At 67.1% G+C, this 17,667-nt stretch carries 25 protein-coding genes and 1 pseudogene; 8 read left to right on the plus strand and 18 right to left on the minus strand.

Annotation, left to right across the window (positions count from 1 at the left end; all coding sequences use genetic code 11):
- Positions 1-4: 4 nt before the first annotated feature.
- The 6 genes from ruvA to pdxT all read right to left on the minus strand — a co-directional run bounded on the left by ruvA (position 5) and on the right by pdxT (position 3,887).
- Positions 5-610 carry a Holliday junction branch migration protein RuvA gene (gene ruvA / locus NA10_RS05105; RefSeq protein ID WP_067564095.1) on the minus strand — a complete coding sequence of 202 codons (606 nt, stop codon included), beginning with the start codon at positions 608-610 and terminating at the stop codon, positions 5-7.
- Positions 607-1,176, minus strand: a complete 570-nt coding sequence (gene ruvC, locus NA10_RS05110) for a crossover junction endodeoxyribonuclease RuvC (protein WP_067564097.1) — start codon at positions 1,174-1,176, stop codon at positions 607-609. The genes ruvA and ruvC overlap by 4 nt, the downstream gene beginning before the upstream one ends.
- Before the next feature lie 96 nt (positions 1,177-1,272).
- A complete protein-coding gene (locus NA10_RS05115; RefSeq protein ID WP_067564100.1) occupies positions 1,273-1,719 on the minus strand; it encodes an acyl-CoA thioesterase in 447 nt (148 codons plus the stop codon).
- Between the two features lie 41 nt (positions 1,720-1,760).
- On the minus strand, positions 1,761-2,270 hold the full coding sequence (locus tag NA10_RS05120; protein WP_067564164.1) for an O-acetyl-ADP-ribose deacetylase: 510 nt from the start codon (positions 2,268-2,270) through the stop codon (positions 1,761-1,763).
- Positions 2,271-2,393: 123 nt separating this feature from the next.
- Positions 2,394-3,146, minus strand: coding sequence for a YebC/PmpR family DNA-binding transcriptional regulator (locus NA10_RS05125; protein ID WP_067564102.1), 753 nt, complete (start codon positions 3,144-3,146; stop codon positions 2,394-2,396).
- A 129-nt stretch (positions 3,147-3,275) separates the two neighbouring features.
- Positions 3,276-3,887 carry a pyridoxal 5'-phosphate synthase glutaminase subunit PdxT gene (gene pdxT, locus NA10_RS05130; protein WP_281180150.1) on the minus strand — a complete coding sequence of 204 codons (612 nt, stop codon included), beginning with the start codon at positions 3,885-3,887 and terminating at the stop codon, positions 3,276-3,278.
- 297 nt (positions 3,888-4,184) lie between these two features.
- Between pdxT and NA10_RS05135 the strand changes: the two genes are divergently transcribed.
- Complete coding sequence (locus NA10_RS05135; RefSeq protein WP_084514323.1) at positions 4,185-5,876, plus strand: APC family permease; 1,692 nt, start codon at positions 4,185-4,187, stop codon at positions 5,874-5,876.
- A gap of 61 nt (positions 5,877-5,937) precedes the next feature.
- Here NA10_RS05135 and NA10_RS05140 read toward each other — a convergent pair whose 3' ends face one another.
- Positions 5,938-6,789 (minus strand): acyl-CoA thioesterase, encoded by an 852-nt coding sequence (locus NA10_RS05140; RefSeq protein ID WP_067564105.1) that lies wholly within the window; start codon positions 6,787-6,789, stop codon positions 5,938-5,940.
- A 130-nt stretch (positions 6,790-6,919) separates the two neighbouring features.
- On the opposite strand from NA10_RS05140, the gene NA10_RS05145 reads away from it, so the two are divergent.
- The 5 genes from NA10_RS05145 (at position 6,920) to NA10_RS05160 (ending at position 9,420) form a co-directional block, all read left to right on the plus strand.
- Positions 6,920-7,525: a nucleoside/nucleotide kinase family protein gene (locus NA10_RS05145; protein WP_157556065.1), complete on the plus strand. Its 606-nt coding sequence runs from the start codon at positions 6,920-6,922 to the stop codon at positions 7,523-7,525.
- Between the two features lie 81 nt (positions 7,526-7,606).
- The gene (locus tag NA10_RS05150) at positions 7,607-7,789 is read left to right on the plus strand and encodes a hypothetical protein (protein WP_067564111.1); all 183 of its coding nucleotides are present in this window, start codon (positions 7,607-7,609) and stop codon (positions 7,787-7,789) included.
- 42 nt (positions 7,790-7,831) lie between these two features.
- Complete coding sequence (locus tag NA10_RS05155; protein ID WP_067564112.1) at positions 7,832-8,386, plus strand: DUF1990 domain-containing protein; 555 nt, start codon at positions 7,832-7,834, stop codon at positions 8,384-8,386.
- Positions 8,387-8,402: 16 nt separating this feature from the next.
- Complete coding sequence (locus tag NA10_RS36425; protein WP_169812522.1) at positions 8,403-8,633, plus strand: hypothetical protein; 231 nt, start codon at positions 8,403-8,405, stop codon at positions 8,631-8,633.
- A 202-nt stretch (positions 8,634-8,835) separates the two neighbouring features.
- Positions 8,836-9,420: a TetR/AcrR family transcriptional regulator gene (locus NA10_RS05160; protein ID WP_067564115.1), complete on the plus strand. Its 585-nt coding sequence runs from the start codon at positions 8,836-8,838 to the stop codon at positions 9,418-9,420.
- A 7-nt stretch (positions 9,421-9,427) separates the two neighbouring features.
- Here NA10_RS05160 and NA10_RS05165 read toward each other — a convergent pair whose 3' ends face one another.
- The gene (locus NA10_RS05165) at positions 9,428-10,546 is read right to left on the minus strand and encodes a serine hydrolase domain-containing protein (RefSeq protein WP_067564118.1); all 1,119 of its coding nucleotides are present in this window, start codon (positions 10,544-10,546) and stop codon (positions 9,428-9,430) included.
- A gap of 7 nt (positions 10,547-10,553) precedes the next feature.
- On the minus strand, positions 10,554-11,423 hold the full coding sequence (locus NA10_RS05170; RefSeq protein ID WP_245677045.1) for a helix-turn-helix domain-containing protein: 870 nt from the start codon (positions 11,421-11,423) through the stop codon (positions 10,554-10,556).
- 123 nt (positions 11,424-11,546) lie between these two features.
- Here NA10_RS05170 and NA10_RS05175 point away from each other — a divergent pair.
- Positions 11,547-11,756, plus strand: a pseudogene (locus NA10_RS05175) (3-ketosteroid-9-alpha-hydroxylase); the annotation flags it as partial.
- Positions 11,757-11,805: 49 nt separating this feature from the next.
- Positions 11,806-12,195: a MerR family transcriptional regulator gene (locus NA10_RS05180; protein WP_067564124.1), complete on the plus strand. Its 390-nt coding sequence runs from the start codon at positions 11,806-11,808 to the stop codon at positions 12,193-12,195.
- On the opposite strand, the gene NA10_RS05185 is transcribed toward NA10_RS05180, so the two are convergent.
- From NA10_RS05185 to NA10_RS05225, 9 genes are all read right to left on the minus strand, one after another.
- Positions 12,173-12,571, minus strand: a complete 399-nt coding sequence (locus tag NA10_RS05185; protein WP_084514324.1) for a MarR family winged helix-turn-helix transcriptional regulator — start codon at positions 12,569-12,571, stop codon at positions 12,173-12,175. The two genes, NA10_RS05180 and NA10_RS05185, sit on opposite strands and share 23 nt — an antisense overlap.
- A gap of 168 nt (positions 12,572-12,739) precedes the next feature.
- Positions 12,740-13,609, minus strand: a complete 870-nt coding sequence (locus NA10_RS05190) for an MHYT domain-containing protein (protein WP_084514325.1) — start codon at positions 13,607-13,609, stop codon at positions 12,740-12,742.
- A 249-nt stretch (positions 13,610-13,858) separates the two neighbouring features.
- A complete protein-coding gene (locus tag NA10_RS05195) occupies positions 13,859-14,248 on the minus strand; it encodes a hypothetical protein (RefSeq protein ID WP_067564129.1) in 390 nt (129 codons plus the stop codon).
- Positions 14,249-14,415: 167 nt separating this feature from the next.
- Positions 14,416-15,318, minus strand: a complete 903-nt coding sequence (pdxS, locus tag NA10_RS05200; RefSeq protein ID WP_067564132.1) for a pyridoxal 5'-phosphate synthase lyase subunit PdxS — start codon at positions 15,316-15,318, stop codon at positions 14,416-14,418.
- Positions 15,319-15,847: 529 nt separating this feature from the next.
- The gene (locus tag NA10_RS05205) at positions 15,848-16,399 is read right to left on the minus strand and encodes an Asp23/Gls24 family envelope stress response protein (RefSeq protein ID WP_067564134.1); all 552 of its coding nucleotides are present in this window, start codon (positions 16,397-16,399) and stop codon (positions 15,848-15,850) included.
- Positions 16,400-16,933 (minus strand): DUF6286 domain-containing protein, encoded by a 534-nt coding sequence (locus NA10_RS05210; RefSeq protein ID WP_084514326.1) that lies wholly within the window; start codon positions 16,931-16,933, stop codon positions 16,400-16,402.
- Positions 16,933-17,274, minus strand: a complete 342-nt coding sequence (locus NA10_RS05215) for an Asp23/Gls24 family envelope stress response protein (protein WP_067564139.1) — start codon at positions 17,272-17,274, stop codon at positions 16,933-16,935. The genes NA10_RS05210 and NA10_RS05215 overlap by 1 nt, the downstream gene beginning before the upstream one ends.
- Entirely contained in the window at positions 17,271-17,459 is a 189-nt protein-coding gene (locus NA10_RS05220) for a hypothetical protein (protein ID WP_067564142.1), read from the minus strand. Before NA10_RS05220 ends, NA10_RS05215 begins: the two co-directional genes overlap by 4 nt.
- 24 nt (positions 17,460-17,483) lie before the next feature.
- The coding region (locus tag NA10_RS05225) for an Asp23/Gls24 family envelope stress response protein (protein WP_157556069.1) at positions 17,484-17,667 on the minus strand (184 nt) is incomplete at its 5' end.

Here is a 17,667-nt window from a genome sequence, read left to right on the forward strand (position 1 = left end):
GCGCCTACCGGTTCTTACCCAGCAGCCCCAGCGCCGCCCGCAGTGCCTGCGAGGTGCCCAGGTCCGGATCGTGCACCAGTACGGCTTCGACGGCGGGTTCGGCCTGTTTGACCGGGAAACCCAGACCGATGAGCGCCTCCACCACCTGTTCGCGCACCGGAGTCGCGATGGCGGTCGGCCCCGAACCGGGCGGACCCGATTGCACGGGAACCAGATCCACCTTATCGCGCAGTTCCACCACCATGCGCTCGGCGCCGCGCTTGCCGATACCGGGCACGCGGGTCAGCGCGGCCACATTGCTCTCGGCGAGCGCCTTGCGCAGAGCCTCGGGTTCGAGCACCGCGAGCACCGCCATGGCGATCTTGGGGCCGACACCGGAGACGGTGAGCAGTAGCCCGAAGAGTTCGCGAGATTCGGTGTCGGAGAACCCGAACAGCGTCATGGAGTCCTCGCGCACGATCATGGTCGTGTAGAGCCGCGCATCCTCCCCGGTGGTGAGCGTGGAGAGGGTTGCGGGGGTGGCATTGAGCCGATACCCGACCCCGGCGGCCTCGAGGACCACATGGTCGAGCCCGATCTCGAGCACCTCACCGCGTACCGACGCGATCACCCGGATACCGCCTTCCGTTGCTGGGCAAGCCTTTCCTCGTACGTGCGCCGCTGCGCCGCCGCCAGTGCCTCGGCCTTGGCCATGCGATCGATCATCGGCGCGCGCCAGCAGTGACAGATCGCCAATGCCAGCGCGTCGGCGGCGTCCGCGGGTTTCGGCGCGACCGCCAGCCCGAGGATACGGGTGACCATGGCGGTCACTTGCGCCTTATCCGCGGAACCGTTGCCGGTGACCGCGGCCTTGACCTGACTCGGGGAGTGGAAGTGCACCGGAATCCCGCGGCGCGCCGCCGCGAGCGCGATCACCCCACCCGCCTGTGCGGTGGCCATGGCCGTGCGCACATTGTGCTGGGAGAACACCCGCTCGACCGCGACCGCCTCGGGTAGGTATTCGTCCATCCACTGTTCGGCGGCGTCGGCCACACCCATAAGGCGTTGTGCGAGATCCATATCGGGCGGGGTACGCACCACATCGACGGCCAGGGCCGTGACAGTGCGCCCGATGCCGCCTTCGACCATGCTGAGCCCGCACCGGGTGAGCCCGGGGTCGACGCCCATCACCCGCACGAAAACCCCTCTCACCGCAGACGAACAACTGTTCGAGAGTCTAACGGACCCGAACCGCTCCCCCGCCCACCGACACGACCGCACCGGCCGAGTGGCTCAGGAGCACACCGGTTCCACTCCGAGCAGTGTCGGATCCTTCGCCCGCACAGCCCATTCCCGCGCCGGGTTCTCGACCAGGCGTCTGGTGCGCAGATCCAACAGCCCGCTGACATGACTGATGGTCGCCGATAGCTCACCATCGGCGCGGGCGAATCGATGCTCGACCCGATAGGTCTTGCCCTCGCCCCACACCCAGCCGCAGGTCACATCGACCACATCCCCCGCCCGCAACTCCCGGTGATACTTGATCACCGTCTCCAGATTCACCGGACCGATCCCATCCGCCAGTAGCTCCTCCACCGAAACTCCCGCCGCCCGAACGCATTCGAACCGCGCGTGATCGGCAAACTGCTGGTAGGCACTCCCATTGACATGCAACTGGTGATCGAGATCGGAAACCCTGACCTCGATCCGTATCCGAAACGCCTCATCCGCATTCGTCACCCCACCACCCTGACAGACGCCACCGACACAGTAGCGGTGGATTACACCCCCTGCGCCCGAAATGCCTGGTAGGCATCATTACCGAACAGCACGAACCGCACTTCGCGCACCGCCGTCTTCGAATTCCGAACCGTCTCGACCGCGATCCGCGCCCCGTCATCCATGGGCCACCGGAAGATTCCCGTCGAGATCGCCGGAAAAGCGACCGCCTCCGCTCCCAATTCGTCTGCCACCCGCAGTGATTCGCGATAGCAGGAAGCCAGCAGTCGGGAACGATCCTCGCTCTCGGACCACACCGGCCCCACCGTATGAATCACCCACCGCGCGGGCAATCGCCCCGCCGTGGTCGCCACCGCCTGGCCCGTAGCGAGTCCCTTCCCATAGTGCGAGGCCCGCAACCTGCGGCACTCGGCCAGAATCTCGGACCCACCCTTGCGATGGATCGCCCCATCCACGCCGCCACCGCCCAGCAGTGACGAATTGGCCGCATTCACCACGGCGTCCACATCCTGCTCGGTGATATCCCCTCGAACCGCCACCAATTCGACCATGCCCTGATTCTTCCACCGCACAGGCCGATCATGAACTGCCACGGCGGTTTTCGGCGGTCGGTGAAATACCGAAGGCCGCCTCCCGGAGAGGAGGCGGCCTTCGGGTTCGCTGATTGCGACCGGTCAGTCGTCGAGTTCGGCGAGGACTTCGTCGGAGATATCCACATTGGTGTAGACATTCTGGACGTCGTCGCTGTCCTCGAGGGCGTCGACCAACTTGAAGACCTTGCGGGCGGCGTCGGCGTCGACCGAGACCGACATCGACGGCTGGAAGCCCGAATCGGCGGAGTCGTAGTCGTAGCCGGCCTGCTGTAGGGCGGTGCGGACGGCGATCATGTCACCGGGCTCGGAGATGATCTCGAAGGTGTCGCCATTGTCGTTGACCTCTTCGGCACCGGCATCGAGTACGGCCATCAGCACGTCGTCCTCGGTAAGACCGTGCTTCTCCATGGTGACGATGCCCTTGCGGTGGAACAGGTACGACACCGAACCCGGATCGGCCATGGAGCCGCCGTTGCGGGTCATGGCCACGCGCACCTCACCGGCGGCGCGGTTGCGGTTGTCGGTGAGGCATTCGATCAGCACCGCAACACCATTGGGGCCGTAGCCCTCGTACATGATGGTCTGCCAGTCGGCGCCGCCGGCCTCTTCACCACCGCCGCGCTTGCGGGCGCGCTCGATATTGTCATTCGGCACCGACGACTTCTTCGCCTTTTGGATGGCGTCGTACAGGGTCGGATTGCCGTCCGGGTCACTACCACCGGTGCGGGCCGCCACCTCGATGTTCTTGATCAACTTGGCGAAGAGCTTGCCGCGCTTCGCGTCGATCCCGGCCTTCTTGTGCTTGGTGGTGGCCCATTTGGAGTGGCCGCTCATTCCCTACTTCCTCGGTTCAGGGGGCTGAGTAGTTTCACCACAGCGACACTACGTGCCCACGGACGGACAGCGCCCCAGTCTACTGCTCGCGACCCGGACGGCCGCGAGCACATGATCGCGGGCGGCGGGTCAGACTCCGGCGCGGGGCCGCACCAGGGTCTCCACGAAGAGGCGATGCACCCGCAGATCGCCGGTCACCTCCGGATGGAAGGAGGTCGCCATCACATTGCCCTGGCGCACCGCGACAATGGTGCCCGCCGCCGGACCCGAGGGCACCCGCGCCAGCACCTCGACGTCCGCGCCCGCGCGCTCCACCCACGGCGCGCGAATGAAGACCGCGCGCACCGGCCCGTCGTCGAGCCCGGTGAATTCCAGATCGGTCTCGAAGGAATCGACCTGACGGCCGAAGGCATTGCGCCGCACCGTCATATCGATGCCGTTCAGCGTGTGCATATCCGGTCGGGTGTCGAGCACCTCGTTCGCCAGCAGGATCATTCCCGCGCAGGACCCGTAGGCGGGCATCCCCTCGCGCAGTCGCTGCCGCAACGGTTCCAGCAGTTCGAAGACCTCGAGCAGTTTGCTGATCGCTGTGGATTCGCCACCGGGCAGCACCAATCCGTCGACGGCCGCCAGCTCCGTTGCGCGGCGCACCGCGACGGGCTCGGCGCCGCATGCCGCCAACGCGTGCATGTGCTCACGCACGTCGCCCTGTAATGCCAGCACACCAATCCTCGGAGTCACGCGTCGAGCATACGGTTCAGCCGCGCGCGGGCCTTCCCCACCTGCGGGTCCGAGGCGGGCCGAGGCTGTCACCGGGGATTACGCGGGTTCGGGCGAAAGTGACGTTGTGCTCCTACTCACCGGGCCGTCAGAGTTTCGTTAGGACGGGCGTCCAGGTGTCGATTTCGGAGAACACTCCGCGATGTGACTGATGTGCTTCCGCAAACTTTGCCCGGTCCGCGCGGCGGGGTGGACGCTCCGCCGCGCAGGCGCGGGCTGACTGTTTCGACCGGTTTGGCCGGGCTTTCCCTCGATGCCATGGCATCGGTGTCCTACGGGCCGGAAGCGATCGTGCTGGTGCTGGCCGCCGCCGGATCGGCCGGGCTCGGATTCACGCTGCCGGTGACCGCGGCCATCGTGGTGCTGCTGGCGGTGCTGATCGCCTCGTATCGGCAGGTGATCGCGGCGTTCCCGAACGGCGGTGGCGCGTACGCGGTAGCCAAGGAACGGTTGGGGCATCGCACGAGTCTGGTTGCCGCGGCGTCGCTGATCGTGGATTACATCCTCAATGTCGCCGTGTCGATCGCCGCGGGTGTGGCGGCGCTGACCTCGGCGTTCCCCGGACTGCTGCACTACACGGTGTGGATCTGCCTAGCGGTGCTGATCGGCATCACCGTGCTGAATCTGTACGGCATCCGCGAGAGCGCGCGGGCCTTCATGGCGCCGACGGTCGTGTTCGTGGCGGGTATCTTCGTCGTGATCATCGGCGGCCTGCTGCGGACCGAACCGGCGAGTGCGGCCTCCGGCGCGGCCGTGGTCACCGATGCGCACGCGTTGGGAATCCTGTTGCTGCTCAAGGCTTTCTCCAGCGGTTGTGCGGCGCTGACCGGTGTGGAGGCGATCGCCAACGCGGTGCCGAGCTTCGCCAAGCCCAAGGTCAAGCGGGCACAGCGGGCCGAGGTCGTGCTGGGGGTGCTGCTGGGTCTGATGCTACTGGGCCTGGCGACGCTGATCGAGAAGTTCGACATTCATCCGATCGCGGGCACCACGGTGCTGTCGCAGCTCACCGAGGCCGCGCTCGGCCACGGAATCGGTTACTACGTGGTGCAATTCGCCACCGTGATCCTGCTCGCGCTGGCGGCCAACACGTCCTACGGCGGTCTGCCCACCCTCACCAAGATCCTCGCCGATGACAACTGCCTGCCGCACCGGTTCGCGGTGAGTTCGCCCCGTCAGGTCTACCGCTTCGGCGTGCTCGTGCTGGGCGGCGCGGCCGCGGTACTGCTCATCGCCTCCGAGGGCAATATGAACGCCCTGGTCCCGCTGTTCGCCATCGGTGTCTTCGTGGGCTTCACCATCGCCCAGGTCGGTATGGTCCGGCATTGGCTGGCGACCCGCGCCGACGGCTGGCGGTGGCGGACCGCGCTCAATGGTTTCGGCGCGGCGCTCACCTTCGTGGCCGCCATAGTCACCACCTCGATGAAGTTCGCCGAGGGCGCGTGGCTCATTGTGCTGGTGCTGCCGCTGCTCGTGGTCGCCATGGAGCGCATTCGCTCGACCTACACCCGCATCGATGGTTGCCGGGGCGTGGGCTGCGTGCCCGGCACCCCGCGTGCGACCGAGACCGCCATCGTGGTGCCGGTCTCGGAGGTCTCCGAACTGAGCCGCGAAGCCCTCTCCGCCGCAATGTCCTTGGGCCGCGATGTGATCGCCGTCCACGTGTGCCTACCGGGTGAGAACATCACCGTCTTCACCAAGGAATGGGAGACCTGGCATCCGGAGGTGCGCCTGGTGCTGCTCGAGGACGGCGACTCCACGGTCGGCGGTCCGGTGGCGCAGTACGTCCGCGACCATTTCCCCGGCCGCCGCAAGGTGGTGGTGATCGCCGAGGTGGAGCCCCCGGCGGGCTGGAATCACCTGCTGCCCAGCCACCGCAGCGACGAACTCGAACGCGTGCTGCGCAAGATGCCGGATACCGTGGTCTGCCACCTGCGTGTTCAGACCGCATGATCCGATAGCGCGGACGAATCGGCCCCGGCAACGGTGTTGCCGGGGCCGATGACGTTGTGCCTCAGTTGGTTCCGGGCGGGAAGGACTCGGTCTTCTTGTCCCGGAAGGTGCGGATCAGCCCCTCCTGGACCACGACCGCGACGAGTTCGCCGCGCTGATTCCAGATGCGCCCGGCGGTCAGCGCGCGGCCGAAGCCCGCGGACGGGGACTGCTGGTCGTAGAGCAGCCAGCCGTCGGCGCGGAACGGGCGCAGAAACCACATGGCGTGATCGAGCGAGGCGTTCTGGGTCGGTTCGTCCGGGTGCGGGACCTTCGAGGAACCGAGCAGCGTCATATCGCTCATGTACGCCAGGGTGCAGACGTGGAACAGCGGATCGTTCGGCAGCGGATGCCGGTAGCGGAACCAGACCTGCTGCTGGGCGGCCAGCCCTTCGCGCCGATCCACCTTCTCCTGCGGGACGGTGCGAATATCCCAGTGCTCCCATTCACGCATGGCCCAGAGCCGCTCCGGGCTCATGCTGACCGCGGCGTCGGGCAGATCATCCGGCGCGGGCACCGTCGGCATCTCGTCCTGATGCTCGGGTCCCTGATCGCCGACGTGGAACGAGGCCGACATGGTGAATATCGCCTCACCGTTCTGCACCCCGGTAACCCGGCGGGTGGTGAACGAGCGGCCGTCGCGAATGCGATCCACCAGGTACACGGTGGGTTCCAGGGGGTTGCCCGGCCGCAGGAAGTAACCGTGCAGCGAATGCACCTGATACTCCGGATCGACCGTGCGCACCGCCGATACCAGCGCCTGGGCGGCGACCTGACCGCCGAACGTGCGCGGCAGCTGCGTCTCGGTCGACGCGCCGCGGAAGATGTCACGTTCGAGCCGCTCGATTTCGAGGGCCTCTTCGATCGTCGCCATGCACCGTTCCCTTCCGGATTGTCCGGCTCAGGCTAACAACCGGGAACCGGCGCGAGCCGCGCGACCTGCCAGAACAACGCGATCACGTGCCGATCCCGGGATGCCGCGACCGATCGACCATGATGGGCAGGTGCCCGACTTCACCGCCATCACCCCGAATGCCTTGGCCGCCTTGGTCGCGGACCGCGCGAACGAGTTGAGCGGCTTCGCGGTGATCGCCGTCGAGGGTGCGGATGCGGCGGATCCGATGGCATTCGCGGTCGCGGTCGCCGAACTGCTGCACACGACCGGACGCCCCGCCGAGGTGGTCGCGCTGCACGATTTCGTGCGCCCGGCCTCGGTGCGCCTGGAGTTCGATCGCGAGGACGAATTCACCTATCGCACCGGATGGTTCGACTACGCGGCGCTCAATCGTGAAGTGCTCGAACCACTTCGGAAGAGTGGAAGATGGTTGCCCGCGCTGTGGAACGAGCGGGCCGATCGTTCGGCGCGGGCGCGGATTCGCACCGCGCTGCCGGGCACGATTCTGCTGGTCGCGGGTCCCATGCTGCTCGGACGCGGGCTGCGCTTCGATTTCACCGTCGGCCTGCGCATGTCCGAGGCCGCTCTGCGCCGTCATACCGAGGAGCGGGCGCGATTCACCATCGCACCGATCCTGGCGCAGCAGGAGTTGGAGACGCCGGATGTGCTGGTCGCCTGGGATCATCCGAACCGCCCGGCGGTCCGGGCCGGCTGATCCGGCGACGCCGCCTCCGCCGAATCCGCCCTGCCACCGGCAGTATTGGCGGGCCCGGCCGAACAGGGGTATCCAGGCACTATGAAGTTGGGACAGCATCCCCAGCGCACGCCCTTCTACGGCGTGCTGATGCTGCTCACCGTCATGATCAGCGGATTGTGGGTGCGCGACCTGCCCTGGCTCGCCGTGCGGATCGTGGCCTGGGTGGTGCTGTTCGCCATTGCCGTGGTGGGCTTCGTCATGACTTTCCGCGACTACTCCTGACCCCGATAGCCTGGATTCCGGTGGCCCGTCGACAGGAGAGCAATGCCCGCGAACGATCCGGCACGCGATGCGGCGGGTCTGAACTACGACCCGATCGGCGGGACGCACCCCGCCGAGGCCGTGTGGTCCGCGGTCTTTCCGGGCTATCGCCGCTATGAGCGCACCGCGACCATCGGACACGGTGAAGCCGATTGGCGGGAATCCTGTGCCGCGGTGATGGAGTGGGAGGTCAAGCGGCGCAGCGGCTTCCGCGTGCGGCCCGTGACGGGGTCGGTCGTTCGCGCCACCGCGGACGCGGACTATCGGATTACGGCGGTCTTGGGCCCGTTCACGATTCGCGAACCCGTGCGCGTGGTCGAGACGGTGCATACCCTCACCCGATGCGGGTTCGCCTACGGCACGCTGCCCGGTCACCCCGTTTCGGGTGAGGAGGCGTTCATCGTGCACCGCTCCCCCGACGGCACGGTCTGGCTCACGCTGCGCTCACTCACCCGCGCCTCGGGGACCACCGGATGGCGAGTGCTGTTCCCGGTGCTGCTGCTCGCGCAGCGGGTGTATCGCCGCCGCTATCTACGTGCCCTGCGACCCCGGTATTGATCCAGGTTCCGGTGAAATGACAATCACTTCCACTACGCTCTGCTGTGGATTGCTCCCGGTTCCATCCTGCGACAGTGTGGCGGTGCAGGATTCCCCCTCGGGCATCCGATCGGCGCAATGCGGCCGGTATGCGGGTGCTGGCGATCCCCCACTGGGCGCTCACCGCCCGGCCGAACTGGACCTGGCCGATCATCACGCCGTCGATGCCGTCGCGGCGCATGACCGGCGCAACTCCGCGATCACCTGATCGGTCTGCATGCGCAGGATATGCTGCCGCCCTTCCTCGCATTGTGGAGCGGCACAGTCGATTTCGACCCGCGGTTGTCTGCCGTACCGGCCGTCTCGGCGCGGGAGTCGGCACCACTGCGCAGGTGCGGGTTCGCGTGGTTTGCTACCTTGTGCCTATCGATCTTAGGTTTCGCCTTATAGACCGTAGGACGGAGGCCGGTATGTCGCCGAGAGCGGGATTGACCACCGAGCGCGTGGTCACCGCGGCCGCGGAGCTCGCCGATGAGATCGGTTTCGACAAGCTGACCCTCTCCGCACTCGCCCGGCGGTTCGGGGTCAAGGACCCGAGTCTCTATGTGCACGTGCGCAATCTGCACGATCTGCGGGTGCGGGTGGCGCTGCTGGCCAGTGCCGAGTTGAACGAGCGCATTGCCGCGGCCATGGTCGGCAGGTCCGGCAGGGACGCCCTGGTCGCCTTCGCCGACGCCTACCGCTCCTATGTGCTCGACTATCCGGAACGCTATGCGGCAACCCAGATTCGGATGGATCCCGCCGAGGTGGCGCAGGAGCCCGCGCTGCTGCGCGCTATCGAGCTGACCGCGGCCATCCTGCGCGGCTACGGGTTGGGCGAATCCGAGGGACTGGACGCGGCGCGCCTGCTGCGCAGCACTTTTCACGGATTCGCCACCCTGGAGGCCGCGGGCGGGTTCGCGCACTCCCGCCCGTCCGAGCAGTCCTGGCCGCATATCGTCGACGCGCTGCATACCGCGCTGTCGAATTGGCCGAGCTACCCGGAGCGGTCCTAGCCGAGCGTCATCGCGACAGCGCGAGCTGGATGAAGCCCTGCAACGCGTCATCGATGGGATGGGGTTGCGGGCGGCCGTCGGGGCCGAGTCGATTCCAGCGTTGCAGGTTCACCGCGACGGACAGCTGCCGTGCGCCGTCGGCGCTGGTCAATGAAAGCGCACCGCCGCCCCAGACGGAACCGTCATGGCCCCAATGGATTCCGGATCCCGGGATGATCATCTTGTGCAGGCCGAGACCGTAGTGGATGGTCTTGCCCTCGAAGGAGATGACCGGGCCGGTGCGCCGCATCTGCTCCAGGGCGGAACGGCTGACTATTTCCCCGGACAGCAGCAGGGCGAAGAAGCGGTTCAGATCCGCGACGGTCGAGATCAGTGAGGCCGAGGGTCCGACGAAGGACATGTCGAAGACGCTGAAATCGCGAGGGGGGTCGATCATGCCGAGCCATGCCTCGTAGTGCCGTGAGTGCGGTCCGGTGATGTGCGGTCCGGCCGGGAATTCGGTGTCGCGTAGTCCGGCGCGCTCGATGACATCGCGGGTGATGCATTTCTCCGCGGAGGTGCCGGTGATCAACTCCAGAAGTTGGCACAGCAGAAGGTAATTGGTGTTCGAGTACACCCCCGGTGCGGCGCCGGGCGCACCGGAGGCGGGTGCGGCGACGCCCATGCCGATCAGTTCGATCGGATCGAAGAGGGTGAACCGGTGGTCCTGCAGGCTCTTCGGCGTCGTCTTCGCCACGTTCGGGAAGGCCGCGAGGGAGGGGTAGGCGTACGGGAGGTATTCGGCGAGACCGCTGGTGTGGCTGATCAGCATGCGCACCGTGATCGCGCGGCCGCGCTCGCCCGGAACCAGTCGCGGCAGGTAGTGGCCGATCGGCGTATCGAGGTCGACCGCGCCGTTGTCGACCTGCTGAAGCACCGCGGCGGCGGTGAACGTTTTGGTGATGCTGCCGACCCGGTGCCGCATTTCGGCGGTGACGGGGCGGCCGGTGGCGAGATCGGCGACTCCGGCCGCGCCGCACCAGGTTCGGTCGTTATCGCGCACCTCGGCGAAGAGGCCGGGGATACCCGCGGTATGGACGTTCGCCAGCGCGGTCCGCAATTTCTCGGGATCAAGAGTGGTGGTCATGCGACCACTATCGAACGGTGGCCTCCGCCCGGTCTTGGAAGAATTTCCCCCACGCCCGATAGCGGTACCGGGAGATGGCGGGCTCGTACGCGGCCGACAGCGCCCGCGGCGTACGGTCCGCGAATATTGAGACGTCCCGGCACAAATGCGCCTGATCGGTGTACCCGCTGTCCACCGCCACCTCGGCGGCGGGCCGCCCCGCCAGCAATCCGTCGACCGCGTACCGGAATCGCACCAGCATGGCCGCCCGTTTCGGCGTCAGCCCCAGCTGCGATTCGAACCGTGCCCCGAACCGCTTATGACTCCACCCGGCAGCCTCGGCGAGTTCGCCGATGCGCACCCGACCGTGTGAGCGCAGTATCCGATGCCAGCCCGCCAGCACCTCGGGATCGGGCAGCCGCATCGGCCGCTCCCCCTGTGTCAGAAACGATTTCGTCAACGCGAACCGCTCGTCCCAGGTCCGGCTCTCCGCGAGTCGCTCCCGCAGCTCCCCCACCCGCGTTCCCCACAGCTCCTCGAGCCCGACCGCGCCCCGCCCCAAAGCGGTCGGGGCGATACCCAAGAGCGAATACGCCCCCGGCGGCGAAAGCCGAACCTCGACACACTCCGCCCGTTCACTCCACACGCTCATGGCCTCCACCGGCAACCCGACGACGAATCCACCAGAAATGCTCCGCCCCACCGCATCATCGACAATCACCTCCCGCTCCCCGAACCCGATCAGCACGGTGATCGCCGCCGCCCCCGCAACCTGGAGACCGAGCCCCGACCCGCCCAGATCCCGATATCCGATCATCGCCCCACCCAGCTCCGCATCGGCCACCCCGGCGAAATCCCAGCCCGTCCCGTCCCCACGAGCGAAGTCCCTCTCTCCCACCCGTCCAGGCTACGGAAACAATCCGCCCTGCGCGCAGGGATGATCGCCGCGCTCGCGTACATCACCGCCTGCGCCCCCGATAAGGACGAACCGGTGAACAGCCTGATCGCGGGCTTCCCGCAGGAACATAAGTCCAAGATCGACAATCCGCTGCTCACCGAGGAGGACGGACCGGTCTATCAGCTGCGCCGCTGGTACGACCAGTTCTACGTCGACGTCGCCGATATCGATCCGAAGATGGTGCGGCGCTTCGAATTCGAGGTCGACACCACCAAGGCCGATGAAGCCTGGGAGGCGGAGGTCGCCGAGAATATGCGGCAGCGGGGCGAATAGCCCTCACACGGATGTGAGGGTGGGGCCGTGGTGAATTAGATTGGTCGGTATGCGAATCGGCGAGCTGTCGCGGCGCACGGAGACCTCCGCGCGCCTGCTCCGCTATTACGAGGGGCAGGGGTTGATCGTCTCCAGCCGCTGCGCCAACGGGTATCGGGACTACGACGAGGCGTATGTGGATCGGGTGTTGCAGATTCGCGGTCTGCTGGCCGCGGGGCTGCCGACCCGGATCATCAAACAGATCCTGCCGTGCCTGAACGGGCCGCGCGCCATCCACTTCGACAATCCGACGCCGGAGATGCTCGCCACGCTCGAACAGGAGCGCGATCGAATGACCGCGCGCATCGGCTGCCTCCAGCGCAATCGCGATGCCGTCGCGGAGTACGTCGCGGCCGTGCGCCGGCAGCAGGCGGGCGTCACACAGACCGCGGGCCAGTAGTCACAGCGTCCGAAAAGCCTGCTCCGCAACGGAATCGGCTAACGATCTCGCCCAGGACGGCGCGCGCCGCGGCGACCTGATCCGCGCCGACCCGGGCGATCAGCTCGCGCTCGTACTCGGCGTGGAAGGCGCGCACGGTCTCGAGCAGGTCGCGCCCGCGATCGGAGAGGTGCAGCAGTTTGGCGCGTTTATCGGCGGGATCGGCGCGCCGCTCCACATAGCCGTGCCGCACCATTTCATCGAGGACCTTGGCCGCGCCCTGCGCGGTGATGCCCAGCCGCTCCCCCAATTGACTTGCGGTGAGGGGGTTCTCGGCCAGCGTGCGCAGCACATAACCGTAGGACGCGCCGAGCCCGCGATGGCCGTACGCGGCCAGATGCGCGCTGGCGGGCGGGCGATGCGCTGGCGATCCCCGCCGACACCGTCTTCCACCTCCGGGTCCCGACGACGAACCCTGTGAGGCCGTCGCCGTCCTGCCGGTCGTGCGCGCTGACCCGACGGTCGTCCCGGTGCCGCGACCGCCACGGGTATCGCCGGAGCAGAGTCAGCGGCGGTGACGTGGGTCTACACGGTGCGGGTCGAACTTCTCGGTGGGGAAGTCGTCGGCGCGGAATTTGGGGCGGGGCGGGAGTTCGGTGTGATTGCTGGGCCAGAAGCGGCTGGCGTATTGGCCGCGGATCCGGCTCAGGTCGGGTTCGTCTATCTCGGTGATGCCGACCTGGAAGAGCATGATCATGGTGACCATGCTGACCGCGATGATCAGGGGGGTCAGGAGTTGGTTGGCCTGGGCGCCCGCGGGGGCGTGCATATGTTCGGCGACGTGGGCGTGCATGGCGAACATTCCGGTGTAGTGCATGCCGCACACCGCGATTCCCATGATCAGGGCCGCGCCGATGGTGGCGGCCAGACCCTGGACGTGCAGGGCGAACCAGAGCGCGGCGGTGGCGGCGACGATCGCGATCACCAGCGAGAGCAGCACCACCCACGGGTCGTATTGCACGGAGACATCGGTTTTCATCGCATACATACCCGCGTAGTGCATGGCGGCCACGCCCAGCCCGGTAATCGCGCCACCGGTGACCAGGGCGAACCATTCACCGCCGTGCCGGTGCACCACGATCGAAAGGCCAAGCCAGACAACGCCCATGGCGATCAGGGCGCTCAGCACGGTTACCGGAACGTCGTAGCGGATGGTCGCATTGGACACCGAGAACCCGAGCATCGCGATGAAGTGCATGACCCAGATTCCGGTGCCCCCCAAGGCAATCGCACTGGTGATGATCCACCCGCGATGCGCGTTCTGAGTACGCGCCCGAACCATGCAGCGCAATGCCAGCAATGACCCGATGACCGACATGAAATACGCGAGCGTGGGGGTCAACCAACCATAGGTGAACTGGTCGATTTCCAGCATGCGGGCTCCTAGCCAGAAGACTGCGCTTCAGCAGATGCATCGGCGACTGTGGCGAACAGTAACCAGAAACTAGCAGGTAGTAAATTTGCCGCAGCACAATCCGGAAAAGTAGCCAGGGTTTGCTGGAGCCTGATTTCGCAGGCAAAACGGGGTGTGACACAGCACACAACGACTTTCGGGGCGCGTATGCGGTCCTTGACGCGCAGCCCCCGCCCAGCAACCTGCCGGATAGCGCTGCCGCACAGTCGATCAGGAGTCGAAGACCTGGCCTTCGATATAGCCGGCGCCCTCGGCAAGCAGGGCGATCAGGCCCCGGGTCTGCTCCCGTTCGGGGCCGTCACCGAGCAACTGGGTCGGCGGGGAATCCGCTGCGGCACATATCCGCTCGAACAGCGCCAAGCGATCGGATTCACGATCGACCCAGCCGAAGGAGGTCTCCCATTCGCGCGGTTCGGTGCTGCGCGGAATCAGGGTCAGCACCTCGGGCCGATACAGCAGTTCGCGCTGATGCGGTTTGGACAACAGCTTCCAGCGGTCGGGGCAGCCCTCGTTATGCATCCAGGCCAGGAAGAAGACCCGCTGAATTCGATCCGGCGGCTGCCGATTACGTTTGGCCACCACGATGAAAACGCGCTCCACGCATCCTCGGCGCTGAGCGATTCCACACTGCCGCAAATGGATTCGAGATCGCTCCGGACGGTGACCCCGCCCAGAGGGCCCTCATTGGAGAAATGGCGGTCGAAAAGGAAACCGCCGGGCAATCCGAAAGGACTGCCCTGCGGCGGGATTCAGCTTGCGGGGGCCGATTACCAGCCGCGCTCGGCGAGACGGTGCGGCTGCGGGATCTCCTCGACATTGATGCCGACCATGGCCTCACCCAGACCGCGGGAGACCTTGGCGAGCACATCCGGGTCGTCGTGGAAGGTGGTGGCCTTGACGATGGCGGCGGCGCGCTGGGCCGGGTTGCCGGACTTGAAGATGCCGGAGCCGACGAAGACGCCCTCGGCGCCGAGCTGCATCATCATGGCGGCATCGGCGGGGGTGGCGATACCACCGGCGGTGAACATGACGACCGGGAGCTTGCCGGTCTCGGCGACCTCGCGGACCAGCTCGTACGGGGCCTGGAGCTCCTTGGCGGCGACGAACAGCTCATCGCCCGACAGGGAGGTCAGGCGACGGATCTCGCCGCGGATGGTGCGCATATGGGTGGTGGCGTTGGAGACATCGCCGGTGCCGGCCTCACCCTTGGAGCGGATCATGGCCGCGCCCTCGGTGATACGACGCAGCGCCTCGCCCAGGTTGGTCGCGCCACAGACGAAGGGAACGGTGAAGTTCCACTTGTCGATGTGATTGGCGTAATCGGCGGGGGTCAGCACCTCGGACTCGTCGATGTAGTCGACCCCGAGGGACTGCAGGATCTGCGCCTCGACGAAGTGGCCGATCCGGGCCTTGGCCATGACCGGGATGGAGACCGCGGAGATGATGCCGTCGATCATGTCCGGATCGGACATGCGGGAAACACCGCCCTGGGCGCGGATATCGGCGGGCACGCGCTCGAGGGCCATGACGGCGACGGCACCGGCATCTTCGGCGATCTTGGCCTGCTCGGCATTGACGACGTCCATGATCACACCGCCCTTCAGCATCTCGGCCATGCCGCGCTTCACGCGGGCGGTGCCGATGGAGGGGGTGGTGTCGGACGAGGTCACGGCAAACTCCTGATCATCTGGGCAAATAGAATCGCTGGGGATCGAACACCACGATTCTAGGCCCCGCGATCAGGCCACTTCATAGCCAGTCGGACACAACTGGACCGCTCACGTTGACAGCTGTAAGCCGGATCACAGCGTGCGGCTATCACGCCGCAACAGCGACACCGGGCCGAACCGCCGACGCCCTCGGGCGACGCTCCGACCGGCCGTCGAAAACCGTTGGCGGCGCGGGCTATTCACGCCGCCGCCCGCCGGATCGGACACGCCCCGCGGGATTGAACTCACGGATTGGTGGTATTGAGCGGATTGATCACCAGCATGCTCGCCCAATACTGGGCCGCGGATTCGCCCAGGTAGGGCACCAGAAAGTCGTAGAGCAGATAAGACACGAAATCCATCACCTTCCACGCGCGGTCCGACGCATTCGCGCCGAACCGCCTCGACCCTAACCGAGATGCTTCATCCCCACATCCCGATCAGGTGTATGCCCCGCCGCCCACTCGCGGAAACCCTCGGCAACCGGACTTCATTCGGCGAAGCGCAGCTCCATGGACAGCGGAACGACCTCGACCGCCAGGGCCGCGCGCAGGCGGGGCAGCGCCTCGGCGAGGATGCGGCGGCGCAGGGCGGTGAGGTCCGCGCCGGGTTCGGCGGTGATGATCAGGTGCAGATCCGGGGAACGGGCGGGACCGGTCAGGACCGCCGAGGCCGTACGCACCTGGGCATACCGCTCGATATCGGCCGAAACCGCGTCGGCCGCAACGGAAGAGGGCAGCAGGGTGGCCCCCGCCGAACCCGCGGTGGCGAGCTCCCACTCGACCGCGCGGGGCAGGCGGAAGAGCTGGGTGAACAGCCAGCGCAGGCACAGCAGACCCAGGACGACCGCTCCTGCGATGATGACCACCAGCACCCAGTTCGGCGGCGCGCCGGTGCCGGGCACGACCGGGGCCCCGGAATCGATCCAGCCCAGCCGATCTCGATTCGCGGCGATCACATAACCGCCCGCCGCCAGGAGCAGCAATCCCGTGAAGGCCAGTAGGGCGCGATTCAGGCGCGCGGGCCGATTGAGCTGATTCATCTAGCTCTCCCCTCGCCGATGCGATCGCAGTCGGGTGCGCACGGTCGCGGGCCGCGCCGGTGCGATCCGGTCCAGTGCGCCGGTGACCGCCTCGCGCAGGGCGGTGTCCAGTACGGCGGTCTCGGCGCGGCCCGTGCGCGCGGAGACTCGAATCTTCTTGTCCCCCAGGTGCACCCGGGGTGATTCCACGCCGTGCACCGATGCGGCCGCGCGGCGCAGATCGGCGCGCAGACTGCGCCGGGCCAGGCCCGCCGGACTGTCACCGACCTCGTCCAGCGCGATCACCACGGGGCGGCCGGGCAGTACCGCGATGAGCAGCAGCACCAGCCCGGCGCCGGCGATCGCGATGCCCGCGCCGAGCACCGCCGCATCACTCCAGTGCGTACCGTGCAGGCGATCGGCCAGCGAGTCGTAGGAGACCAATTCCGAACGGCCCACCAGCCTTCCGGTCAGCGAGATCACCGCCACCACGCACACCGCGAGCACCGCCAGCGCGAGCAGCACCGCCGGGACGACACGGCGCGGGCGGCGCATCACAGCACCCTCCGTACACCGGAATCCCCTGCCGCCGAGGATGATTCGATAACCATGGCCGAGATCTCGACATCCAGTCCGGTCACCCTCACCCCGGTCAGCTCACCCAGGCGGCGAATCAGATGCTCGCGGCACCGCTCCGCGATCCGCGCCACCGGCAGCGGATACCGAATCGGCAACCGCACCGTCAGCACCGCCGAATCACCCGTGACCCGCGCGTCCACGCCGACCCCGGACTCCACCCCGTCGACCTCCCGGGCGGCCCGCGCCGCGATGCGCTGTACGGCGCGATCACTCACCGTCGTCCGACCCGCGGGTTCGAGCACGACGGCGGCGGTCATCGCCGGCCCCGGTCCCGGGCCGATCGCAGCAATCCGGACAGGTCGACCTCACCGTCGAGCCAGCGCCCCACCAGCAATCCCAGGCCGGCGAAGACCAGCACGATGGCGAAGGCACCCAATCCGCCGAAGGCGGCGGCGAATCCGAGTGCGAGACCGACTGCTAGACATATCGATGTGGCGTTCATCTGCGACTCCTCTGCGAGGGGGTCTTACTGGACGCGGGTGGCGGCGGCGGGAGCGTCGTCGTCCTCCGGGATGTAGACGTCATTGATATTGATATTGACCTCGACGACCTCGAGCGCGGTCATCTGCTCGATGGCGGCGATGACGCTGCGCCGGATCTGGCGCGCCAATTCGGCGATGGCGACGCCGTATTCGACGACGATCTCCAGA

Origin of the sequence: Nocardia acidivorans NBRC 108247 (genome assembly GCF_001625085.1) — a bacterium.
Taxonomy (GTDB): Bacteria; Actinomycetota; Actinomycetes; order Mycobacteriales; family Mycobacteriaceae; genus Nocardia; species Nocardia acidivorans.